This is a genomic window from Flavobacterium sp. W22_SRS_FK3 (assembly GCF_052113665.1).
Lineage (GTDB): Bacteria > Bacteroidota > Bacteroidia > Flavobacteriales > Flavobacteriaceae > Flavobacterium.
The window spans coordinates 61,667-86,815 of sequence record NZ_JBGQOF010000009.1 but is presented as its reverse complement, the minus strand read 5'-3'; the positions used below and the strand labels follow the sequence as shown (position 1 = coordinate 86,815).

Genomic DNA, 25,149 nt, shown 5'->3' with positions numbered 1-25,149 from the left:
TATTAGTTAAAAAGTTCCCAAATTTACGTTTTTTTCTTATTTAAAGAAATATAAAAATAAAAATAAATAAACCCACAATAAGTCTAGAAAGTGCCAATACATTGCACCTAGTTCTATACCAAGAGTTTGAGTCGAATTGTATTTTTGTTTAAAATGATTATAAATTACAATTAAAAGAGAAATTAATCCTCCTGCCAGATGTAATAAGTGTGTAACCGTAACTACATATAGAAAAGTAGTCGTAATTGAGCTCCCCTGACCTGTAAAATAATATCCACTTTCTACAATTTGCCCAAAACCGGCAAACTGCAAAATCACGAATAGAATTCCTAATGCTAAAGTAGTCAAAAGAAAACTTGTAGTAGCACTTCTATTATCTTTTTGAATGGCTTTTTTTGCCAGATAAAAAGTAATACTACAACCAATAATCACTGCGGTACTATAATAAAATGCAGATGGAAGTTCAAAATTCTTCAACCAATCAGCTCTTGATTTACTAACTACAAATGCACTTGTAAGTCCAGCAAACATCATAGTCATACTCACCATGGCGAACAACAAAATCAATTTAGCTGACTTTGATTTCCTTAGTTGCTCTTCACTTATTTGTTCTATTTTATCATTTGTCATTGTCATTTCCATAACTATCTTAAAAATTTATCCACTATATATACAATCTGCAATAAAGAAATATACGAAACACTCACCAACATTAACGTTCTGGCAGCTTTCGGTGTTCTTAATCGATGTAATTTCACTGCATAAAATAACATCCAAAGCCCTAATATAAAAACCAAAACAGCTGCAATTGGCGATATTAATAACTGACCTGTATAACCGAGTACCGGCAATAAAGAGGCAATAATCAACCAAACTGTATATAAAATAATCTGCAAAGCTGTTCCTTTATCTTTTTTTCCGGTTGGAAGCATAAAAATTCCCGCCTTTTCATAATCTTCATACAAAAACCAGCCAATAGCCCAAAAATGAGGAAATTGCCAGAAAAACTGAATTAAAAATAGAGTACCGGCTTCTATCCCAAATTCTCCCGTCGCAGCAACCCATCCTAACATAAAAGGAATTGCACCTGGAAAAGCACCTACAAAAACAGATAATGGAGTCACCGTTTTTAGGGGTGTATAAATACTTGTATAGAGAAAAATGGATACAGCTGCAAACATAGCCGACTTTGCATTTATTGTATAAAGCAATGCGATTCCAATAACAGTGAGCAGACTCGCCACAAACAAAGCCATTTTTGGAGACATACGCCCGGAAGGAACCGGACGGTTTTTGGTGCGATCCATTAAAATATCAATGTCTTTTTCTATGACCTGATTAAAAGCATTTGAGGCTCCAACCATACAGTAGCCTCCTATTGATAAAATTACCAAAACACCCCATTGAAAAGGGTGCTCATTATTAACACCTAACAAATATCCTGCAATAGAAGAAAACAAAACACTAATAGCTAAACCAGCCTTAGTAATTTCTTTGAAATCAAGAAATATTGATTTTAATGAAAATGTGTATTTTGTAGCGTTCAATACGGTAATTGTTTGTGTGTTTTTTTGAGTGGTGCAAATGTACAAATTAGATTATAGAATCCTGAACTATAAAATTAGATTTTTTCAATAAAACCTTTATAAAATAAGGACTTGTAAATCTTTAACACATTTACTTCGAAAAATCTTATTAATTTTAATAATCAAAATACCAATTAAAGACATCTGAACGCAAACCCAAAGTAAACCAGCTTGTACTTTGTTTAAAAGTAGTTGTCGTATTTTGCAATGGATCAAAATTTCTATAAATAATACTTCCAAAAAGCTTTAAATTAGTCATTGGATTTATTAAATATCCTCCCTGAATATCAGCAATAAAAATATTAGTTTTATTACCCTGGCCTACTTTTACACCAGAATCAAAAGGACGGTTATCGTCGTAACTTTTATAGATATTTCCCCCATAATTAAAACCATCTTCAGCAGTATCAAAATCGAAACCTCTTTTTCCAATTGTAAATTTAGCATCGGTAAAATAACGGCCTTTATGATAACGGCCAATTGCAACAAGTTCTTCAAAACTACCTCCCCATTGATGACCAAGACTTTGATTATTATGAGCATAATTTGTTAGTATGGCACTATGAGAATACACGTATGGACGAACATGATTATATTCCAGCTGCAATAACAAATCTTTTATTTTAAAAGCATTGAAATACTTAGCACCTAGCTGATATCCAAGTTTATTTTTCCAACTATTATCACCTGCTTTTATATCCCCAAACGAAAACTCATCAATTAAAAACTGTCCGTATAAATTAATTTGATTATTCCATTTGTATTTAGATGTAAATCCTAAAAGAGCATTTCCACTTTTTGAAGAAGAAGCGAACTCAACAGAGCGATAAAAAATAATTGGATTAACAAAATTTACATCAAAACCTCTATTATTGGTATCTGTCCAAACCACAGATTCAAAAAAACCTAAATTCAATTTGTTTGAAACATTCCAGCTCAGATAATGATTTGCCATATATTTTGAAGCATATGTTTTATCTACCGTAACATCAGGACGAACATCTTTGAGCCACATGTAGGTATTGGTATATTTAATTTTCCAAAAAGTAGTATTGATTTTAAAATAAGGATACGGACTTGCTCCGTCACTTTCCAGCAAAGAACGATATCCATCACCAATAAAATTTCTTCCATAACCCAATTGAAAATCAAAAATTTTGCTTGGCGCATACGTTATATTGGCTTCTGCCAAAGGAAAATCATACGAGTCTGTTTTAAATTGTTTCGCAATACCCATTCCCGGAATAATGGCAGGGTTTCCTCCTGAAGGTTTTAAAGAGTTTGCATAATCATTAAAATATCCTGCAAATCTTCCCTGACTTTCAAAAATAGTGGTTGTAAAGTTAATTTGTTTACCTAAACCTCCCCTAAGATTAACAGCCCTGGTGTTTACATAAGTATACGAATCAAGATCAGAAGCTTTACCCATTTGCAAATCAACGATAGGATTTAATGCCAGCCAATAATCTTCGCCTTGTATCTGAACCATATTTTCATTCCACCATTTTCTTCCTAACCATGTGGAGGTCTTTTTTTGAAGGGATTCATTTACTGCTTTAAGGTTATAATATTTTGAAACCTCTGCATATGTATACGGTTTTGAAGCTGTGTGATTGTTACTGCCAACCTTATTCATGGCACCATCAAATTGTGCATAGTAACTATGGGAAAACGGAATATTCAAATGACTTTCGAATTCAGGATTGTTGTATTTTTTATATATAATACTATCCAATTCTGTCATTGGTTTTTCTATTGGTTTTTCAATTTGCGACGCAGCTAAAGCTTCTGCAGCAATTTGCTCTGAGCTCTTTAAAGGTAAGTCTATTGAAATCGTATATTTAGAATAAGTTGGTACACCGTTATAAGTCGAAGGTTTTATAATGGGAAATTTACCAAAAACGCGTTTGGCCTCTTTAGCCAAAGCATCATTTGCTGCGTTTACATAAATTACTTTAAAAATTCCATTTTCATCAACTTCAAAAAGCACTTTAACTTCACCTTTATAATTTGCCTGCTTTAAATTTTCCGGAATCTCAAAATTATGATAAACAAAATCCTGAACTTCTTTATAAAAACAATTTTCTAATTTTTTTTTATCTAAATTTTCGCAGTTAGGAAAGACTGGAAATTGTTCAGTAGTAAAACCTGATTTTACAGAAGACCTGTTTGTTTCCTGAGCAAAAATATATAATGATGATAAGGCCAGACAGAAAGTTAAAAAACTTTTATTCAAAATATTCTTGATTTTCATTAGTATTTATTTGTGGTATTTTCTCCTTTTGCAATTGCTTTTGCAGATGAAGTTCCGATACGTTTAACTCCTAAACGAATCATTTCTATTGCTTCTTCATACGTCTTAACACCTCCGGCAGCTTTTATTGGTAATGGCGAGGCGTTTTCTAACATCATAATAGTTGTCGGAATTGTAGCTCCATTTGGCAAATTATTCTGTGTTTTATAAAATCCGGTTGATGATTTTACAAAAACTGAAGTATAATCTTCTTCTTTAAAATTTGAAATAACAACATTTTTTATCAAAGAAGAAAGCTGAATAATTTCTTTTTCGTTCAAAGCAGCAACTTCAATAATCCATTTAACGGTTTTATTGTTTGCTAAACCTATTTGTGTTGCTATTAAAACTTCTTGTTTTATTAATTGAACATCTCCATTTTTAAAAGCTTGATAATTACAAACAAAATCTAAATCGTCTGCACCATCTGCAATTGCTTCATTTGCTTCTTTTATCTTTATTTCAATAGCGGAAGTACCTTTCGGAAAATCAATTACAGTCCCTATCAATAATGATGAATTGGCTTTTGTAATCATTTCTTTTGCCAGAGCTACTTTATCAGGCCGAATCATTATCAGTTTAAATCCGTAAGAAATAGCTTCTGCAATAGCATTTCTTACCACAATATTATTTTCCGTTTCAGAAAGACCGGCTTGAGAGGCAGTTTTTAAGTAAGTAGAATCTAAATATTGCTTAATATTCATGATTTTAAAAAATTACAGGAATTGTGACAAAAATACATTTAAAATTCAAAAAACAGCATACTTTTTCAACCTTGATTTTTGGTAATAAAAAAACCCACCGAAGTGGGAATTAATATTTTTTATATTTTATCGATTTGCCTTTTTAAAGCAATTGCCGCAAAAACACCAGCTGTGGCTCCAATTGCATTCGCTAAAATATCTGTTACATCTGCTGTTCTTGTTTTAGTAAAAACACTTTGTAAAATTTCGATGGTTATGCCAAAAAAAACTGAAAATATAAACGAAATCAAATAAGCCTTAAAATCATCAGTTGTTTTTCCTTTCAGTTCTTTTTTGAAAAACAAAATCCACGAAATCGTAAATCCAAAATGGAAACAAAAATGTACTATTTTATCCATACTGGGAAAATTTACTGTCGGAATATTACTAGAGTCTGTCAGACAAAAATAACTAATGATTCCTGAGCAAATTATAGCCCATAATAAGAGCAGTTGTTTAGGCACCTATGAGTTGTTTATATGCTTCATCTGACAATAATGAATCAATTTCTGAAGCGTTAGCAATTTTTATTTTAATCATCCATCCAGCTCCATATGGATCAGAATTAACTGTTTCCGGTGTGCTTTCCAAATCTTCATTAAAGGCAATAATTTCACCCGTTAAAGGTAAAAACAAATCAGAAACCGTTTTTACTGCCTCCACAGTTCCAAAAACTTCATCTTTCTCTAATGTCTGATCTAAAGTTTCTACTTCAACATACACAATATCCCCTAATTCTTTTTGAGCAAAATGAGTAATTCCTACTGTTGCAACATCTCCTTCGATGCTAACCCATTCGTGATCTTTTGTATACTTTAAATTTGCCGGTATGCTCATAATACTATGTTTGAAAATTGATAATTTAATTTTAAAGCAACAAATGTAACAATCTTCCAATAAAAATTAGTTTATAATCACAAAATTAATTTCCAAAATTATATCGAAGTGTAAATCCGGATCGAATGTTAGTTAATGGGAATGATGTTGAAATTACTGCTTTCGAAAACGAATGATCATAATAAAAGATAGCTGTAAGATTCTTACTAAAAGCATAATCAGCAGTAAGCTTTAATGACCAAATGTTTTGCCCCGCTGCCAGTTGATTATTGTTATAATCCAAATAACGAACCAGAGTCTGATTATTTCTATAGGAGAAATCTGCTTTGATGTTAATATCACTTTTTATAATTCCAGTTGGATTATCCGCTAAAGTCGATGAAAAAATCACATCTTTAAAACGATATCCTAAACCAACAACATATTCAACACCTTTTACTTCTGTCAATAAATTATTATCAAAACTCATTGACAAAGCCCTGTCTTTCTTAACTTCTGTAAGAACTCTTAACGATCCTTTCAATTCAAAATCTACACGAAGCAACGGACTAAACTGCTCTACCAAATTGACGTTAGACATAATCGTTTTATTGAAGAAATTACCATTTACATCTGTACCTTCCGGATTTTCGTTGTAATCAAAATTTGATCTAAATTGATTAATAGTGTAAGAAGCGCGATAATTATGCTGCAATGAAAAGCGTTTAAATCTGTCTTTAAAATATTTATAACGCATCAATCCATTATATTTTACACTCCAGTTTGGAATAGGGAAACTTTTAAAAATTCCGGTAGAAGCACTTGACGCATCTGTTCCAGAATAAGCCGCTAAAAAAGCCGGTAATAAAACTGCCTGATTGCTTTTTCCATACCCGACAGGATAACCATCATTTGCTATGATTTGTTTTCTTTGTGGGTTATTAGGATTGGCAAGATTGTCTATCGGCAGAGCGGCATTCTCTGGTGGAAGATTTCCTATATCATATCTTGGAATTGCTGTTCCGTATCGATCTTCAGCCAAACGATTGGCTATTGTTAAACGATTTTCTCTAAAGTCATCAAAAGCAGCCGATACATTTTCATCGCTTGCAGAAAATGCTGTTTTGATTAATACAGTAGAAATAGAAAACATTCCATAAGTATAAGGAGATAATGAAAGATATTCTCCTGAATCCGAAACACTATACTGTTCTGAAGAATTTTCAGAATATGACCTGTCCATTGTTAAATCTATTTTTAAATCCGGAAACAAATCAAGATTAGCCGTTATCTTTAATAATTTATTATTTACCTGTGTGAAATTTTGATTGAAATTTTCATAAGTAGTCAACCACCCATTTTTGGCCGCTTCATATCGTACATCATCCTGACTTCCAAAAATAAAACCTAACGTAGGTTTTGAAGTTCCTAAAAACCCAATACTTGGTGTATAACCGGGTAAAACTGTTCCGCTGTTCTCTGTAAAATTTACCTGAATATTTTTTACGCTGGTCAAAACTCCAATTAATCCATCATAAAAAGGTCTACTGGTTGGAGCCGCTTTATTTGTATTAACTATTTTTTCTCCAGGTTTTGGAGGCCCGGCCGGTTTTGGCTTTGCTGCTTTTTTGGCGCCTGGCGTTAATCCTAAATACTTGTACAACGTTGTCATATTAAAAGTGGTACTTAGTGTATTTGAATTTGCATTTTGAATCGTATTTCCTAAATTATAGATCGTTGTGGATCCATCAGGATTTTCCTCTTCATACTGAGACAAAGCCGTTGAAGAACGCTGCCAGTTATAATCTGCAGTATAGGAATAATTTGCTTTTACAAAACTAAAAATTGGTAACTTATTGATTGGAATATCATAATTCAAAACCAATTGCTGTGTATGCTGATTTGGTGTCCCAATATCAAAATAATCGTCCCAAATATTAAAATTATCTTTTGGAGTATTGTCATCGTTCAAATAATTTTTAACAATATTATTGGATGCAGCCGTATAATTTAATTTTAAAGATTTGGTCAGATTAAACCCAAATCCATATTGATAATTATAGGCAAAGTTTCTTCTGTAAAGAGTTTCCAGACCAATTCCGGGAACATCTTCTATTTGCCTGAATTGTTGGCGATTGCTTTGTCTTATAATATTGGTATTAAACGAAATATTAGACGGCAAATAATTAAAATTGAAGTCACTCAAAAGCTTCCAATAGTTACTTTTTTTCATGAATTTATTCTGCTTAAAAGGAACTATCTCTTTTGGCTGAAATGTATAAGCATAATTTACAGAGGAATTTGATAATTCGTCTTCATAATCTTCGATCTCATAATCATGGCGTTCAACCTGATTGTAAGATTGCGATAAAGTAAAATTCTCAACATCATAAACATGTGGTTTTTGCTCGGGTGCCCTGTCTTTTCTTACGCCAATAAAATTAATGCTTTTACGCTTGGTATAATCAATAGCTCTGTTTTTGATATTATCTTTTTCAGCCTTATCTGCAGTTTCGTTCAACAACTGCTCTAACTTGATGTCCTGATTAAAAGGATCATATTCCGGAGTGATTATTTCTTCTCCAATTGCATAATTAAACGGAAGGTTTATTCCCCATTTAGTTGGTAATAATTTCCCTAAATTTAAATTGGTAACGATATTATATTGCTGAATATCTTCTCGGTCTCTTTCGTTTGCCCCTTCTTCAAGAGATCCAAAACCAATTGTGCTTTTTCTACCTGTTGCAGAAACTGTAGCAAAATCCGCCATATTGGTATCAATACTCAAGATAGCTGCCATACCCCCTTTATTATCCATATCAGATAATCGAAGTTCGTTAAACCAAACTTCTCCTTTTATATTTTTATCAACCGTATTACCATTTTTTATTCCCACCATTAAATTACGAACCATACCAAAATTAGGATTCCCTTTTATACCTAATTTCAATTTACCATCCCCATCACCTCCATCCGGTATTAAATCAGGGTCGTTATCAGGATAATAAATTCCGTTTATATCACGTTTAGGAGAATTAATATCTATTTTCATCCCCTTAATCTTCATTTTAGTCAGTAAAGCCAGAGCCAAATCCATTTCATTTTCTTCCGGCCAAACCTGATCGGGGTTTATATTACATGATACCCCGTCTGATTGAGTTATTTTTAATGGAATCTCGACCTGATAGAAGTTTTCTGTAAAGTCATTTCCAAAACGAATAAATGCTACCATTTCGTCATTACCAACGGGTACTTCACCTTCCAGGGATTCAGCATGCAAAAACATTTTTAGTTTTTTATACTGACGCATATCAATGCTTACATTTTTAAAAGCAGCTCTTGAATCTTGTTTTTCTAATCCATTTCCTGAGACACGCAATGCCAACGATTGCTCATTTTGATTAATTACTGTATTGTTATTATACAATTGTTCTCTTTGAACACCTGGCGGAACGACATAATTTACAGGACACTTGGTACTATTCTCCTGAATATTTACTGCCTGAACATCAAAATCTGTCCCATCTGCATCTGGAGTTGCATCTGATGCATCAAGAGTACCATCATATCTTCTCCATTCTCCCCTAACTAAGTCCAATGCTCCAAAACGTACTGTAACCTGATCATTAAATCCGGTCATAAACATTCTCATAAATCGGATTGATCTAAAATCAGAAATATTTCCAATCGTATTTTGAGGTTGAGCAACCGGTATTTTAAACTGAATCCATCTGGCCGTTGTATTTCCTCCATTTGGCAATTCAACATTGTTTACTACTTTAATATCTGTAATATAATTTTGCCCAATAATCATTTCAGGTTTCATATCAATGCTATACTCATAATATGCATTAATTGTATTCATGGTATTATCGCGATTAATATCTTCAACGTCCGGCAAAGTTGTAGATCCTCTGTTGGCATCGTTTATATCTACGGCGGAGTTTCCATCAACACCATTATATTTTTTATAACGATCCTGAACACCTCCAGTTGTATTTAAATAATAGGTATAATTATCTGCTGCAGGATCCGATTCAGAGGCATAATTAGTATAAATAGCACCTTCTTTTGCATCTGGCAAACCATCTAAACCTACGTCCTGATTAGTTCTGTTACCCGCATTATTATCAAAAGCATAAATTAAGGATTGCGACGCAGGAACATCTCCCCAAATTGGTTGAGGGTTTACTACTAATTGATCCGGTCCAAGTCCATTTTCATATTGTTTTCTTCCGTCTTTTAAAATATCTTCAGATACTTCACCTAGGTTAAAATAAATTTTTCCGACATTAGAAGGCTGCGCTGCTGCATTTCCTACATAAGGATCCAATACCCAAAACTGAATATATTCTACATTGCTTTGCTCAAAGTTGGTAGAATTTAATGAGCGCATAATTCCACCAAAATTACCAGTTACAGGATCTGAACCAAAATTAATGTTGTTATTATATGGTCCTCTTTCTGAAGGATAATAGCTTAAATCAAGGGTATTGATTACTTGCAACTGACCTTGCGCAATATCTGTATTTGGATATAATTCTTTGCTATAAATTCTTCTGGTAGTATTTAGAGACAAATCATCATTTGATATTCCGGATGGTTTTTGAGTGTAAAAAATAGGATCTATAGAATACCATGCGAGTTTTGCTCTTTTATACCCATATTTTAAATCGTCAAATTGTGCATTAAAAGTAGGGTCTCCAGCCGAATTAATAAAGGGTACTGAAGCCAGACTCCAGGCATAAGCAGATCGCATGTCTATAGTAGATTGTGAACCTTCAAAATCATCTACATATATAGTAGCTTCTCCATCAAAATCACTTGCTTTTGGCGCATCTGGTTTTAAAAAAGCCACTTCTCCTCTTATCGAAAGATTGGAAGGAACATCTGTATCAATGTTAGGCAGCTTATTTACTAATCTGGTAAAAAAGGGGATTTCAGTTGAATAATTCCCGTTAACACCGAAAATAGTATTATTTACAGATTCCTGACCATAACTTGATTTTTGAGTAAATGGTTTTTCTGTCATTTTTAAATACGTACCGCCAACTACAAATTTATCTGAAATCTTATGTTCAACATTAAATCCCATAAACCTCCTGGTCTGTTGACCAAAAACTGAATTATTCTCTAAGGAAACTTCTATTGGAGTATTTGAAGCCTGTAAAGATGCATCTAAAATCTGAACTCTTCCTAATTGATAATCGACACTGTAATCAATTCCTTCAACCAAAACTCTTCCTCCGGCAGTAACTACAACAGAACCTTGCGGAACATTAAAAGCACCAATCGGAATTCCGTCACTTCCTGATGACTTATATTTTCCTCTTAGTAAAAATTTATTTTTATCACTGTCCTGTAAAGCACCTGACTGTGTTGTTTTATACATACTTTGAAACACATATTTCTTTTGATTCGGGTTATAAGTTGAAGGGACATCGTAATTTTCTCCCGTTCCTGTATTTAATTTATCGAATAATAACTTCCCAAAAGGCTCTTTGGTAGTGAAAATAATTCGCCCATTTTGCGCATCAAAAGTAATCCCCTGAAGATAATCGAAGAAACCATCTCCACCAGCTTGCGGGTCATTATTATAATTTAACTTATCCAGATTAAAAACTTTTAATAATGGAGTTTCGGTCACTTCATTACCTGGCGTTGGATTAGTTGGGAAAGGATTCGCAGTATCGACCGGCTTGATATAATTGATAGGTGAAGGATCTGTATAAAGGATGTTAAATCTAAAATCATCCTGTTTTACCTGATAGGCACCCGGTATTTGATAGATGTTTTTCATCATCAAATTCCAAACAGGATTATTAACATTAGTCAAGCTGCTTTTCAGCATTTTCAAAATCAAACTTTGAGTAATTACAGCCTGATTGTTATTTGCAGCACTTCCTGTTACCACTGTTCCATCAACTCCGTCGCTTCCAAATTCTCCTACCTGATAAACTACTCCCCCAACAGTATATTCGTATGCAACTGCTAAAATTTCATCGTTCGCCAAACGTTGTTGTAATGAAATATAACCTAACTGAGGGTTGAATGTATATTCGTTAGTAGTTAATTTTCTTGCATTTTCAAGTACTGAATAATCTGTACCTTCGTTTACATTCCCTTGAGTAAAGCCTGATTTTGCAGTAACGATTTCTCTAATATTCGAATTTAAAAACCCACCTTTATCTATTAAATCGGGGTCATATTGATTATTGTTATTGTCTGTTGGAGAATCTATAGGTTTGTTAAAAAAACCTGCTGAAGGATCAATCACAACAACTTCAGCATCGGGTATTCCTGTAAGTTGTGCTTCTCCTAAATCCTGAAGGGCAATAACATTTCGCAAGTTATTGCTTGTAGTACTTACACGATTTTGCTTGTTTGTGACCCAAATCTCTAATCTTGTAATTTGTACACGACTATCAATAAAAGGATAATTTCTTAATGAAGCATCGTATTTGTTTCTAAAATATTGCGATAAAAAGAAATGTCTGTCGTTATCATAATCCAGTGCATATAAATCAAAATTCTGAATTGTTCCGCCACCCTCGGCAACTATACTTTTTGTTTGTGACTTTTGTTCAGAAAAAACTCCCGTGAAAGTCGTTTTTCCAAATTGCAATTGTGTTTTAACCCCAAACAAACTCTGAGCTCCTCGAATTAAGGTACTGTTTAAAGGCATACTTACGTTACCCACTTCTACCTTTTGAACGATATCATCTTCTGTAGGTGTGTAAGCAAGTTTGAATAAATTTTGAAAAGCAAATGTAGACTGGGTATCATAATTAGCGTTTACCTCTAATCTGGTACCTACTTTTCCCATCAAACTCATGCTTATCCTCTGATCAAAATCAAAAGTCAGACTTGATCTGTTTTGTGGAGAGAATGATGGATTATCTTGTTTGTTATATCGTAAACCTAAATCCATTTCAACAGAACCTGTAGGCTTTACATCGATTGTATTACTACCAAAAATAGATTCAAAAAGACTGGAATTGATATAATATCTTGGCAATAAATCTTTTTTACCGTCTTCACTGCCTGTCTTTTTACCATCAATAGCGTCCATTTTTTTTCTAAAATAATCTCTTCTTGATTCTTTCAGAACCAAATCTTCATATTCTTTAGGTGTTAGAACTAACGGATAATTTATAGAAAAACCATCTACCGTACTTGTGTAGATATATCGATCTGTAATGGGGTCGTATCTGTATGCTGAAAGTATACTTGGCGGGTTTTCTAATTCCAGTTTTCCAACTGAAAATCCGGTTTTAACAGTATCCTGAATTGTTGGATTTACCTGTGCACGCAAAGCATTACCACAAAATAAAAACAGTAAAAAAAGTAAAATTTTACGCATACAATTCAAGTGTCTTAATAGTAATTTATAAAGTCTTTAAAGCTTTTTTGATAATAGTTTCTACAGTAGCTTCCGGATTTTCTTTTACAATTTTCTCAACAACTTTCTCCGATGTTTTTCTAACAAAACCTAAAACCTCTAAAGCAGATAACGCTTCATCTCGATTTGTATTGTTTTGAACAACAGAAACTTCATCTAAATCATATAATTTTAAAACTTTTTCTTTCAAATCAAGTATGACTCTTTGGGCCGTTTTATTACCGATTCCTTTAATAGACTGAATAATACCTACATCTCCTGAAGCAATTGCATTTATAATTTGCCTTGGTTCAATAGAAGACAGCATGGTTCTGGCAATATTTGCACCAATACCAGAAACAGATAATAACATTCTAAATATTTCTCTTTCAGATTTTTCGGCAAAACCATATAAGGTATGCGCATCTTCCTTGATTAGAAGATGCGTATATAATTTTATAAAATCAGTATTTGGAATTAACGAAAAAGTATGCAAAGAGATATTTACCTGATATCCTACCCCTCCACAATCAATTACAACTTCTGTTGGATTTTTCTCTACTAATTTTCCTTGCAAATGTGCTATCATAATATTATTTGTGGTGCCAAATATAATAAAATTAAGACAATATTAACAACACCTTGTGTCATCTGTTATTTAAGCCAGCTTATTTTTCTTTGATTCTTTTTCCTGAGCATCAATAACAGCAATCGCTGCCATATTTACCATTTCCTCTACACTGGCACCTAATTGAAAAATGTGAACCGGCTTGCCCATTCCCATCATGATTGGGCCAATAGAATTTACTTTATATAATTCTTTTAGCAGCTTATATGTAATATTTGCAGAGTCAAGATTAGGAAAAATGAGCGTATTTACTTTTTTACCAGCTAATTTTGAGAATGGAAATTTTTCCTGAAGCATTTCTGGATTCAGAGCAAAATCGGCCTGGATTTCTCCATCTACAATCATGTCTGGATAATTTTTATGTAAAAAAGCAACTGCTTCCCTTACTTTTGAAGCATTTTGATTGGTCGAAGAGCCAAAATTCGAATAAGAAACCATTGCAATAACAGGCTCTATACCAAACATTTTTGCTGTTTTTGCAGTCATAACAGCAATGTTAATCAAATCTTCCGCTGAAGGATTTATGCTAATGGCTGTATCAGATAAAAACATTGGTCCACGCGCCGTCATCATCATGTTTGCTGTTGCCACGAGTGAAGCGCCTTGTGCTTTATCAATTAATTGTAACATAGGTTTTAAAACCGTCGGATAGCTGCGGGAATAACCTGTAACCAAAGCATCAGCTTCACCTTCATTAACCATCATGGCTGCAAAATAGTTTCTCTCTCGCATTAATTTTTGAGCATCCAATAATGAAATACCACGTCTTTCTCTGGTTGACCAATAGGATTTTGCAAACCTTTCTAGCCTTTGCTCTTCTTCTTTAATTTTAGGATCAATAATTTCAATATCTGCATCAAAACCTAATTCTTCTTTGAGCTCTAAAATAATTTCTTTATTCCCCAATAAAACTGGAATACCAATTCCGTCCTCAAAAACAATTTGAGCTGCTTTCAATACATTTAGATGATCGGCTTCTGCAAAAACAACTCGCTTAGGATTTAATTTAGCACGATTTGTAATCAAACGTACCATTTTATTATCATTACCCATGCGCTCAAGAAGCATATCTTCGTAAGCAGCCCAATCAGTAATTGGATTTTTTGCTACTCCAGACTCCATTGCTGCTTTTGCAACAGCAGGCGCTACAACTGTAATTAATCTTGGATCAAATGGTTTTGGAATAATATATTCCTGACCAAAACCTAATTTTGTTGCACCGTAAGCTACATTAACCTGCTCTGGTACGGGTTCTTTTGCTAAAACAGCTAAAGCCTTTACAGCAGCCATTTTCATTTCTTCGTTAATTTTGGTAGCCCTTACGTCAAGCGCTCCTCTAAAAATATATGGAAAACCTAAAACATTATTTACTTGATTAGGAAAATCTGAACGACCTGTAGCCATAATGACATCTTTACGGGTTTCTACGGCTAAGTTATAATCAATTTCAGGATTTGGATTTGCCATTGCAAAAACGATCGGATTATCCGCCATTGTCAATAACATTTCTGCAGACATAATATTTCCTGAAGATAGTCCTATAAAAACATCAGCACCTTTTACAGCTTCGTCAAGCTCAATTTTGGAGCCATCCACTGCGTATTTCATCTGTAATTCTGATAAAGCAGGATTATCTTTTGTTAAAAGTCCTTTACTGTTAAACATTAAAATATTCTCTACCTTAACACCTAATAAAACATATAAATCAGTACAGGCTATCGCTGCAGAACCTGCACCTGAAACTATTACTCTTACATCTTCTGCCTTTTTTCCAGCCAATTCAAGCGCATTAATTAAGGCTGCAGAAGAAATAATAGCTGTACCATGCTGATCATCGTGCATAACCGGGATATCCAACTCTTCAACCAATCTTCTTTCTATTTCAAAAGATTCAGGTGCTTTAATATCTTCTAAATTAATTCCTCCAAAAGTTGGGGCAATATTTTTAACGGTCTGAATAAACTCTTCAACATCTTTTGTCCCAATTTCAATATCAAAGACATCAATATCAGAGAAAATTTTAAACAACAATCCTTTTCCTTCCATTACTGGTTTTGAAGCTTCAGGGCCAATATCTCCTAATCCCAGAACAGCAGTTCCGTTTGATATTACGGCAACCAAATTTCCTTTAGCTGTATATTTATAAACATCCTCAATGTTTTTTTCAATTTCTAAGCATGGTTCAGCAACTCCTGGCGAATAAGCCAAAGATAAATCTCTTTGGGTTGCATATTTTTTAGTTGGAACTACTTGAATTTTCCCTGGAGTCGGTTCTGCATGATATAGTAACGCTTCTCTTCTTTTAGTCTCTTTATTCATTCGTTTTTCGCTTTTATTTGCCTTACAAAGATATAAGACTTGGTTTAAAACAGCCCTTTTTTGAGTATTCTTTTCCCTAAAAAATATTTGAATACATCATAAAAAAAATAGCCCAATGTATTTTTGGACTATTTCTAAAATTTTATTTTTTAAATCGTTATTGCGAAATATAAGAATTGAGATGATTGATAGTGTCTTTTTGCAGTTCGATAATCGCTTTTACGACATCACTTATCGAAATAATACCTACAACAATCTCGTCTTCTAAAACCGGGAGGTGTCTTATTCTTTTTGTACTCATAAGTTCCATGCAGTCTTCTAAGTTATCAGAAAGTTTCACCGTAAAAACAGTGCTTTCCATGATTTCATGAACGAAAGTTTCTTTTGAAGATTTATCTTTCAAAACAATTTTTCGTGCATAATCCCTTTCAGACAAAATTCCTTTTAATTCAGAACCATCAATAATAAGAATAGCACCTATATTTTTTTGCCCCATTACTTTTAGTGCTTCGTAAACAGTTGTCGTTGAAAGTACGGAATAAACATTTTTCCCCTTTGCGTTTAGTATTTGATTTACAGTCATATCTGAAAAATTTTAGGATTATAAAGTTAAAAAAAATAGCATACAAAAAACAAGTACACATATTTTTTAACACATAACCATTTCATTTTTAATATAATACAACACTTTTAACCATTTCAAAAGATTCCAATAAAGAAAAGAATGATTCATCACTTTTTATTGTGAAAAAGTCAACCTTTCTTCTTGAAGATACAATGTGATTGAAATATTGCAAAAAAGTAATTTATCCAAATTATTCTAAAAACTTAATATTTCTTTTTAGACCATCAAATTTGGTTCTTTTGACAGGAGAATTTTTAAAAACTGTACGGAACGTTTCTTCCGTAATTTCAATCCAATCTTTTTTGGAAAACGAAAGCAACTCAGGGTTTGGATTAAACAACGGTTCTGAATGTGATTTTGAAAACCGATTCCAGGGGCAAACATCCTGACAGGTATCACAGCCAAACATCCATTCATCGAATTTACCTTTCATCTCATAAGGAATATTTTCTTTTAGTTCAATTGTGTAATATGAAATGCATTTACTTCCATCTACAACGTAAGGAGCAACTATTGCTTGTGTTGGACAGGCATCAATACAGGCAGTACACGAACCACAATGGTCAGTTGTTGCATGGTCGTATTCTAAATCAAGGTCTAAAATAAGTTCTGCAATAAAGTAAAAAGAGCCTACTTTTTGAGTTAACAGATTGCTGTTTTTTCCAATCCAGCCCAAACCGCTTTTAGCCGCCCATGCTTTATCTAAAACAGGTGCAGAATCCACAAAAGCCCGACCTGAAACATCTCCTATAGTGGACTGAATAGAATGAAGAAATTCTTTCAGCTTTTCTTTAATGACAAAATGATAATCCTGTCCATATGCATATTTGGAGATCTTAAAGCTTTCATTGTTTTGAATTTCAGAAGGATAATAATTTAGTAAAAGTGATATCACACTTTTGGCATCATCAACTAATAGTGTTGGGTCAAGGCGTTTGTCAAAATGGTTTTCCATATAAGCCATTTGACCGTTGTGATTATTTTTTAACCATTTTTCAAGCCTCGGCGCTTCTTCTTCCAGAAATCCTGCTTTGGATATTCCGCAAGAAAGAAAACCAAGTCGTTTTGCTTCAGATTTAATAAATTTCGAATATGTCTCTTTAGAATTAATACTCATCTTTTAGAAAATAAAACTTCTGCTCCAACAGGTTTTAAAGTAATTAACGGATTAAACTCAATTTCAGTTTTACTTGATTTAATCACATATTTTTTTACGATATAAGATAATGTCAGACACATTTCGTAAATAGCAAACCCAGTTCCAATACACATTCTTGGTCCAGCCCCAAAAGGATAAAAATATTGCATCGAATGTTTTTTTTGTTCACCAAGAAATCGCTCCGGATTAAACTCATTTGGATTTTCCCAATATTTAGGATTACGATGCAGTTCATAAAAAGAAACTCCAATTAATGTTCCTTTCTTTATATAAAACTGACCAATAGTATCATCCGCTACATTCTGTCTGTCAGTAATCCATGCTGGTGGGTATAAACGCATCGATTCATTTAAAACAGCATTTAAATAAGTCATTTTCTGTAATTGCTCAACAAGATCATTTGTTGTGGATTCAATTTCAATAATTTCCTGAAATACCTTTTCCTGTACTTCAGGGTATTTTCCTAAAAGGTAAAAAGTAAAAGTCAGTGCATTTGCAGTTGTTTCATGTCCGGCAATGAAAATAATTTTTATTTCATCTATTAATTGCTGTATGGACATTCCTTCTCCAGTATATTCATATCTGGTTTCTAGAAGCATATTAAGTAAATCATTAACTTCTTTTCGGGAAGCGGTCCTTTCTTCTATAATTTCTTTAATAATAAGATTATTCTCCTGAGCTAATTTCAAGTGTTTTTTAACTTGTCCGCTTAAAGAAAACCACCATGCTTTATGAGGAAGCCTAATTTCTTTGATTAAAAAATTCTGAACTTCTTCAATAATGAATTTTATACGATTTAGCTTTTCTTCAGAAATAGAAAGTTCAAATAGAGACTTGGCCACAACATTAAAAGCCAGCTTGCTCATTACAGGAAAAAGATCAACCGATTCTTCTTCAACTAAACAATCCAGTTCTGAAACAATTGTTCGATTCATATTCTCGACTAACTGATTCATTTTTTGTTTATGAAAAGCAGGCTGAATAAGCCTTCTTTGTTTTAACCAGAAATCTCCATCCACAGTTAAGAGTCCATGTCCTAAATACTTTGAAAGATAAACAGATTGAAACCTAGATTTGTGATAATTCTTCTGATTCTTCTGCAATATATATTGTGCAATTTCATTATCCCTGGATAAAATGATATGCTTAGAATTACCGATTTTAAGAGAAAATGAATCCCCAAATTTTTCAAAATATCTTTTATGAAACGGAATAGGGTTTTTACGCACACCTTCAGCATCCAAAAAGAATCTCAATATGGAAAGTCTATTTGGATAATTATATTTTTTATTCTCAGACATCGATAATAAATTAAAATAACCCGCCTTGAATGTTTGTGTTTATTTTTCCTAAATGTTTATAGGCTTTATCAGTAACTTCACGTCCACGAGGCGTGCGCATAATAAATCCTTCCTGAATTAAAAAAGGTTCATAAACTTCTTCAATTGTTTCACTGCTTTCAGAAACTGCTGTTGCCAAAGTCGAAAGCCCAACTGGACCACCTTTAAATTTATTAATAATAGTTAACAATATCTTGTTATCCATTTCATCTAAACCATGAGCATCAACATTAAGTGCTTTAAGAGCGTAACGAGCAATTTCAAGATCGATAGTTCCATTGCCTTTTATTTGTGCAAAATCACGAACCCTTCTTAATAAGGCATTCGCTATACGAGGTGTACCACGGCTTCGTCCGGCAATTTCTATAGCAGCATCAAGCGAAATTGGCATTTTAAGTATAGAAGAACTTCTTTCGACTATGGTTGTCAAAAGTTCAGTAGTATAATATTGTAATCGGGATGATATTCCAAAACGAGCTCGCATTGGAGCAGTAAGTAGTCCTGAACGTGTTGTGGCACCAATTAATGTGAAAGGATTTAAATTTATTTGAACGGTTCGGGCATTTGGACCCGATTCAATCATAATATCAATTTTGAAATCTTCCATTGCCGAATATAAATATTCTTCCACAATTGGACTTAAACGATGAATTTCATCAATAAACAAAACATCTCTTTCGTCTAGGTTTGTAAGCAAACCTGCTAAGTCACCCGGTTTATCTAAAACAGGTCCGGAAGTAATTTTTATTCCAACTTCAAGTTCATTTGCTAAAATATTGGCCAGAGTGGTTTTTCCAAGTCCTGGAGGTCCGTGAAAAAGCGTATGATCAAGTGCTTCTCCACGTTGATTAGCAGCAGCGACAAAAACCTTCAGATTTTCTAAAACCTGATCTTGTCCTGCAAAATCATCAAATGACAGTGGACGCAATCTTTTTTCAAGATCAAGTTCTTCTGGATTGTATCCGTTTGTAGTAGGATCTAAATTTTCGTTCATCTTACAAAGATATACAAAGTAATCATTTTGTAAAACAGTAAAATTGAACGGATAAAACTTTAACTAAAATAAAAAAGACTATCGAAATGATAGTCTTTTTTGAAATATTTTTAGTGGTGTAAAACTTCTTCACCTTCTTTCATCGGTACATTTTGTGGTACAAAATCTACATCATGATTTGGGTTACTGTAGTCATATGGCCAACGATATACATGAGGAATTTCACCTGGCCAGTTACCGTGAATATGTTCTACTGGAGTTGTCCACTCTAATGTTGTTGACTTCCAAGGATTCTGTATAGCTTTCTTTCCGTAGAAAATACTACTAAAGAAGTTGTACAAGAATACTAATTGGAACGCACCTCCTACAAGAGCAAATGTTGTAATTAAAACATTCACATTTTGTAAATCATCAAATAGTGGAAAGTTCGTATTAGTATAGTAACGTCTTGGTAAACCAGCTAATCCAATAAAGTGCATTGGAAAGAATACTCCATAAGCACAAACTGCAGTTACCCAAAAGTGAATATAACCTAAGTTTTTATTCAACATTCTTCCATACATTTTAGGAAACCAGTGGTAGATACCACCAAACATCCCGTAAAGTGCAGATATACCCATTACTAGGTGGAAGTGAGCAATTACAAAATAAGTATCATGAACGTTAATGTCTAAAGTACTATCTCCTAAAATGATTCCTGTTAAACCTCCAGTGATGAAGGTAGAAACCATACCGATAGAAAATAACATTGCTGGATTGAATTGTAAGTTACCTTTCCACAAAGTTGTAATCCAGTTGAATGCTTTTACAGCAGATGGAATTGCAATTAATAATGTAGTAAAAGTAAATACAGATCCTAAGAAAGGATTCATTCCTGAAAGGAACATATGGTGACCCCAAACAATTGTTGATAAAAATGCAATTGCAAGAACTGACATAATCATCGCTCTGTATCCAAAAATTGGTTTACGAGAATTTGTAGCCATAATTTCAGAAACAAGACCCATTGCTGGTAAAATTACAATATATACTTCAGGGTGTCCTAAGAACCAAAATAAATGCTCGAATAAAACTGGTGAACCACCTTGGTAATGTAAAACCTCTCCTGCAATATAAATATCAGATAAGAAGAATGAAGTACCAAAACTTCTATCAAAAATCAATAATAATGCAGCTGATAATAAAACCGGAAAGGAAATAACTCCAATAATAGCTGTTACGAAAAATGTCCAGATTGTAAGTGGAAGTCTTGTCATAGACATTCCTTTAGTTCTTAAGTTGATTACAGTAACAATATAATTCAAAGAACCCATCAAAGAGGATGCGATAAATATTGCCATCGAAACTAACCATAAAGTCATACCTGCTCCAGAGCCTGGAATAGCTTGTGGTAAGGCACTTAATGGAGGATAGATTGTCCAACCTGCAGAAGCTGGTCCAGCTTCAACAAATAATGAGCTTAACATAATTACTGCAGATAAGAAAAACAACCAGTATGAAATCATATTCATAAATCCGGAAGCCATATCTCGTGCTCCAATTTGAAGAGGAATAAGCAAGTTACTAAAAGTTCCACTCAAACCAGCAGTCAATACAAAGAATACCATTATAGTACCGTGAATTGTAACTAAGGCTAAATAAATATCATTTGCCATTACACCATCAGGTGCAAATTTATCTCCTAATAAAACATTAAATATCTTGAAAGACTCTTCTGGCCAAGCCAATTGCATTCTGAAAAGCAAGGACATTGCAATACCAATTACTCCCATAACAATACCAGTAATCAAGTATTGTTTAGCAATCATTTTGTGATCAATACTAAAAATATATTTAGTAATGAAAGTGTCTTTATGATGATGTTCGTGCTCGTGATGATCGTGTCCGTGATCGTGATCGTGCGCTTCTGCTGACATATATGTATACTTTAAATTTTCTTAATAATATTTATTTCATAGCAACTTTAGCTACAACCGCCTTAACAGTATCAATTACTGTATTAACAGTATCCTGAACTTTAGAAATAGTGTCTGTAGCCTCAACTCCTCCAGCTGGTTTTTCAGCAGCCGCAGCGGCTTTAATATCCTGAGCTAATGTTGTTTTTTCGCTTAACCATTTTTTATAATCTTCTGGAGTATCAACTACAACTTTCATTTGCATGTTATAATGAGAAGCTCCACAAATTTTATTACATAATAATAAATAATCAAATGTATAAGGATCTAAAGCAGTACCACCTTTAGCAACTAACTCAATACTTTTTTCTGCTCTAAGTTTATTAATATTAGAAACTTTCTCAACCATAAAAGGTAACTCTCTATATTCAGCAGTCGTATAGGTTGGCACAAAAGCAAACTCAGTAACCATTCCTGGCACACAGTTCATCTGCGCTCTAAAATGAGGAAAATAAGCTGAGTGTAATACATCTTGAGAACGCATTTTAAAATGTACTTTTTTTCCTTTTGGTATATGTAATTCAGAAACTACAATATCATCCTCAGAATTTTTATCTGACATATCAACACCTAAAGTGTTTATACCCTGAATCAATCTTACGTTTGCTTTTCCTAAAGTATTATCTGCACCAGCATATCTTGCAGTCCATTTAAATTGTTGAGCGTATAATTCAATTTCTATTACATCTTCATCTTTATCAACAAACATGATATTGTTCCATGCGTACAATCCATAAAGAATCAAAACAGCTAAAACAACAGATGGAATAATACTCCAGATTGCTTCTAGTTTATTACTATCAGCAAAAAACAATGCTTTTTTATCTTTATTCCCTTTATATTTAAAAGAAAACCAGTATAATAAACCTTGTGTAATAACTTGTACTGTAAAAATCAATACCCAAGTAATATTCATTAAACTGTCTACTAAAACACCGTGCTCAGAAGCTGGTGTATGAAGTGCTAAATTACCCCACTTTAGTAAGCCATAAATTGTGAAGATATAAATGAAAGCTAAAAAGCCAAACATAATATATCCCTGAACATTATTATCATTATCTGATGCAACTTGCGAATTGTCCGAAGAAACCCCTACCTGAGTAAGATCAAATATCTTGGTCAATTGCCACAATGCAACTGCTAATAAAACTAAAACTACAATTACCAACAAACTTGTCATCTGTTTATTTCTTTAAATATTAATAATGAAAATGTTTACTTTCTTCTATGAAAGGATTTCTTTTTGCTAACAAAGGAGATTTACTCAAGGCAGTAAACACTACGAAAATAAACAAACCTAAGAAGAAAAGAATAGATGCAATCTCAGAAACTCCAATAAACCATCTATCACCTACTGTTCCTGGCATAATCATATTAAAGAAATCAACATAATGCCCTAATAAGATAACAATTCCAGCCATTATAATAACCCAGTTAAGACGTTTAAAATCAGTGTTAACCAATATCAATAATGGGAAAACAAAATTCATAACTACTGCTCCAAAGAAAGGCAGATTATATAATTGGATCCTTGTAATGAAATAAGTAACCTCTTCTGGAATATTTGCGTACCAGATCAACATAAATTGAGAGAACCATAAATAAGTCCAAAAAATACTAATACCAAACATAAATTTAGCTAAATCATGAATGTGGCTTGTGTTTACATATTCTAAATATCCTTTAGATTTTAGGTAGATCGTTACTAATGCGATAGATGTAATACCACTTACAAAGAAAGAAGCAAATACATACCATCCAAATAAAGTACTGAACCAGTGTGGGTCAAATGACATAATCCAATCCCAAGACATAATAGACTCAGAAACAATAAAGAAAACTAAGAATCCCGCAGACATCTTAAAGTTCTTTTTGTAATATAGATCATCATTAGCTTCATCCTGAGCTAAACAGTTTTTTCTAGAAAAATGACGATATAAATTCCAACCTATCAAAAACAAAGCAGCTCTAAAAATCCAGAAAGGAAAATTTAAGTAGCCAGCCTTACCTGCAATGATAGCATCATAATTTGGGCTATTCGGATCTGTAACCCCTTCTCCTAACCAAACAAATATATGATTAAAGTGTAATCCGCAAAGAATCAAAAGAATAAAGAAAATTATAGAACCCACTGGTAAATAAGCTGTGATTCCCTGCATAACTCTAAATAAGACCGGAGACCAACCTGCCTGAGCAACTTGTTGAATAGCATAGAAAGCTAAAACTCCCATCGAAAGCAATAAAAAGAAAATACAAGCGACGTACAAAGCAGACCAAGGCTTGTTTTGTAATTGGTGTAAAACGTGTTCAGTATGTGCTTTAGGATCATGCTCATGAGATACGTCATGTTTGTCCTCTTTTACTTCATGTGCAACTGCAGTTTCATGTGATTCTTCAGATTTTATTTCATGAGTAATTTCCTCTTTTGCAATAACTGAATCATTATTTGCAACAACTGAATCATTATCTACAATAACTTCAGAATGAACCGCTTTAACTTCCTCAGTATGGGCTTCAGATGTTTCCTCATGATGTGCTAATGCTGTAGATTCTTCATGATGAGCTGCTGCAGCTTCACCATGTCCTCCACCATGCTCAGATGATTCTTTTGCAAGAAGAGTTTCTACCTCTTCAATATTTTTAGGAGCAGTTAAAAAACCATATCCAATTCCTAATATACCAAGAGCCATTAGGATGATAGAAAAAGTTTTTAATTTACTTGAAAATGTATACATATCTATTACGATCAGTTTGTTCAACAATTATAATTGGCTTTTTAGTTTTAGAACATAGTCAGCAACTAACCAACGTTCGTGGGCACTTAATTGATTGGCATGAGAACCCATTGCATTTAAACCATAAGTTTCAACATGAAAGATACTTCCTTCAGTAATTACTCTGTCTTTATAGCTAGGTACTCCAAGAAATTTTTCTCTTTCAACCAATTTACCTTTACCGTTTCCAGCTGCACCATGACAACTGATACAATAAATTTCGAAAAGTTCTTTTCCTTTTCCAGAATTTCTTTCTTCTTCACTCAAAGGTGATTTTAAATTAGCTTTAGCCAATTCATAACCAGCAGTTGTATTTGGGTATTCATAAGGTTCAAAACCTCTATTAATAGTTCCTTCTACAGGAAGTTGTCCTTCTTTTCCGCCTTTAAATACAGAAGCTTCAGAATATGTTTCATATCCTACAGATTCATACATATTTGGGAAATACTGATAGTTTGGTGCCGAATTATTGTGGCAAGATGAAACTAAAATAGTTATACCAACTAAAAGTGTTATTTTATATATCCTTTTCATAG

At 33.2% G+C, this 25,149-nt stretch carries 17 protein-coding genes; all 17 read right to left on the bottom strand.

Annotated features, from left to right (window positions below):
- Positions 1–36: 36 nt before the first annotated feature.
- Complete coding sequence (locus ACEN2I_RS10655) at positions 37–642, bottom strand: cytochrome c oxidase subunit 3 (protein WP_441766086.1); 606 nt, start codon at positions 640–642, stop codon at positions 37–39.
- 2 nt (positions 643–644) lie between these two features.
- Entirely contained in the window at positions 645–1,547 is a 903-nt protein-coding gene (cyoE, locus tag ACEN2I_RS10650; protein WP_441766085.1) for a heme o synthase, read from the bottom strand.
- Between the two features lie 154 nt (positions 1,548–1,701).
- On the bottom strand, positions 1,702–3,840 hold the full coding sequence (locus ACEN2I_RS10645) for a gliding motility protein RemB (protein ID WP_441766084.1): 2,139 nt from the start codon (positions 3,838–3,840) through the stop codon (positions 1,702–1,704).
- Positions 3,840–4,583 (bottom strand): deoxyribose-phosphate aldolase, encoded by a 744-nt coding sequence (gene deoC, locus ACEN2I_RS10640; protein WP_441766083.1) that lies wholly within the window; start codon positions 4,581–4,583, stop codon positions 3,840–3,842. Before deoC ends, ACEN2I_RS10645 begins: the two co-directional genes overlap by 1 nt.
- 119 nt (positions 4,584–4,702) lie before the next feature.
- Entirely contained in the window at positions 4,703–5,086 is a 384-nt protein-coding gene (locus ACEN2I_RS10635; RefSeq protein ID WP_441766082.1) for a VanZ family protein, read from the bottom strand.
- The gene (gcvH, locus tag ACEN2I_RS10630; RefSeq protein WP_441766081.1) at positions 5,079–5,459 is read right to left on the bottom strand and encodes a glycine cleavage system protein GcvH; all 381 of its coding nucleotides are present in this window, start codon (positions 5,457–5,459) and stop codon (positions 5,079–5,081) included. The genes ACEN2I_RS10635 and gcvH overlap by 8 nt, the downstream gene beginning before the upstream one ends.
- An 85-nt stretch (positions 5,460–5,544) precedes the next feature.
- Positions 5,545–12,801 (bottom strand): cell surface protein SprA, encoded by a 7,257-nt coding sequence (gene sprA, locus ACEN2I_RS10625; RefSeq protein ID WP_441766080.1) that lies wholly within the window; start codon positions 12,799–12,801, stop codon positions 5,545–5,547.
- Between the two features lie 25 nt (positions 12,802–12,826).
- A complete protein-coding gene (gene ruvA / locus ACEN2I_RS10620; protein WP_441766079.1) occupies positions 12,827–13,408 on the bottom strand; it encodes a Holliday junction branch migration protein RuvA in 582 nt (193 codons plus the stop codon).
- 69 nt (positions 13,409–13,477) lie between these two features.
- Entirely contained in the window at positions 13,478–15,766 is a 2,289-nt protein-coding gene (locus ACEN2I_RS10615; RefSeq protein WP_441766078.1) for an NADP-dependent malic enzyme, read from the bottom strand.
- A 157-nt stretch (positions 15,767–15,923) separates the two neighbouring features.
- Positions 15,924–16,349, bottom strand: coding sequence for a CBS domain-containing protein (locus ACEN2I_RS10610; protein ID WP_441766077.1), 426 nt, complete (start codon positions 16,347–16,349; stop codon positions 15,924–15,926).
- A 232-nt stretch (positions 16,350–16,581) separates the two neighbouring features.
- Positions 16,582–17,508: a tRNA epoxyqueuosine(34) reductase QueG gene (gene queG / locus ACEN2I_RS10605; protein ID WP_441766076.1), complete on the bottom strand. Its 927-nt coding sequence runs from the start codon at positions 17,506–17,508 to the stop codon at positions 16,582–16,584.
- Positions 17,505–18,851, bottom strand: a complete 1,347-nt coding sequence (locus tag ACEN2I_RS10600; protein WP_441766075.1) for a cytochrome P450 — start codon at positions 18,849–18,851, stop codon at positions 17,505–17,507. Before ACEN2I_RS10600 ends, queG begins: the two co-directional genes overlap by 4 nt.
- A 10-nt stretch (positions 18,852–18,861) precedes the next feature.
- Complete coding sequence (gene ruvB / locus ACEN2I_RS10595) at positions 18,862–19,884, bottom strand: Holliday junction branch migration DNA helicase RuvB (protein WP_055096839.1); 1,023 nt, start codon at positions 19,882–19,884, stop codon at positions 18,862–18,864.
- 110 nt (positions 19,885–19,994) lie between these two features.
- On the bottom strand, positions 19,995–21,800 hold the full coding sequence (locus ACEN2I_RS10590) for a cytochrome c oxidase subunit I (protein WP_441766074.1): 1,806 nt from the start codon (positions 21,798–21,800) through the stop codon (positions 19,995–19,997).
- A gap of 31 nt (positions 21,801–21,831) precedes the next feature.
- Positions 21,832–23,019: a cytochrome c oxidase subunit II gene (locus ACEN2I_RS10585; protein ID WP_441766073.1), complete on the bottom strand. Its 1,188-nt coding sequence runs from the start codon at positions 23,017–23,019 to the stop codon at positions 21,832–21,834.
- Between the two features lie 19 nt (positions 23,020–23,038).
- Positions 23,039–24,574 (bottom strand): quinol:cytochrome C oxidoreductase, encoded by a 1,536-nt coding sequence (locus ACEN2I_RS10580; protein ID WP_441766072.1) that lies wholly within the window; start codon positions 24,572–24,574, stop codon positions 23,039–23,041.
- Positions 24,575–24,601: 27 nt separating this feature from the next.
- Positions 24,602–25,147, bottom strand: coding sequence for a c-type cytochrome (locus tag ACEN2I_RS10575; RefSeq protein ID WP_441766071.1), 546 nt, complete (start codon positions 25,145–25,147; stop codon positions 24,602–24,604).
- Positions 25,148–25,149: the final 2 nt, after the last annotated feature.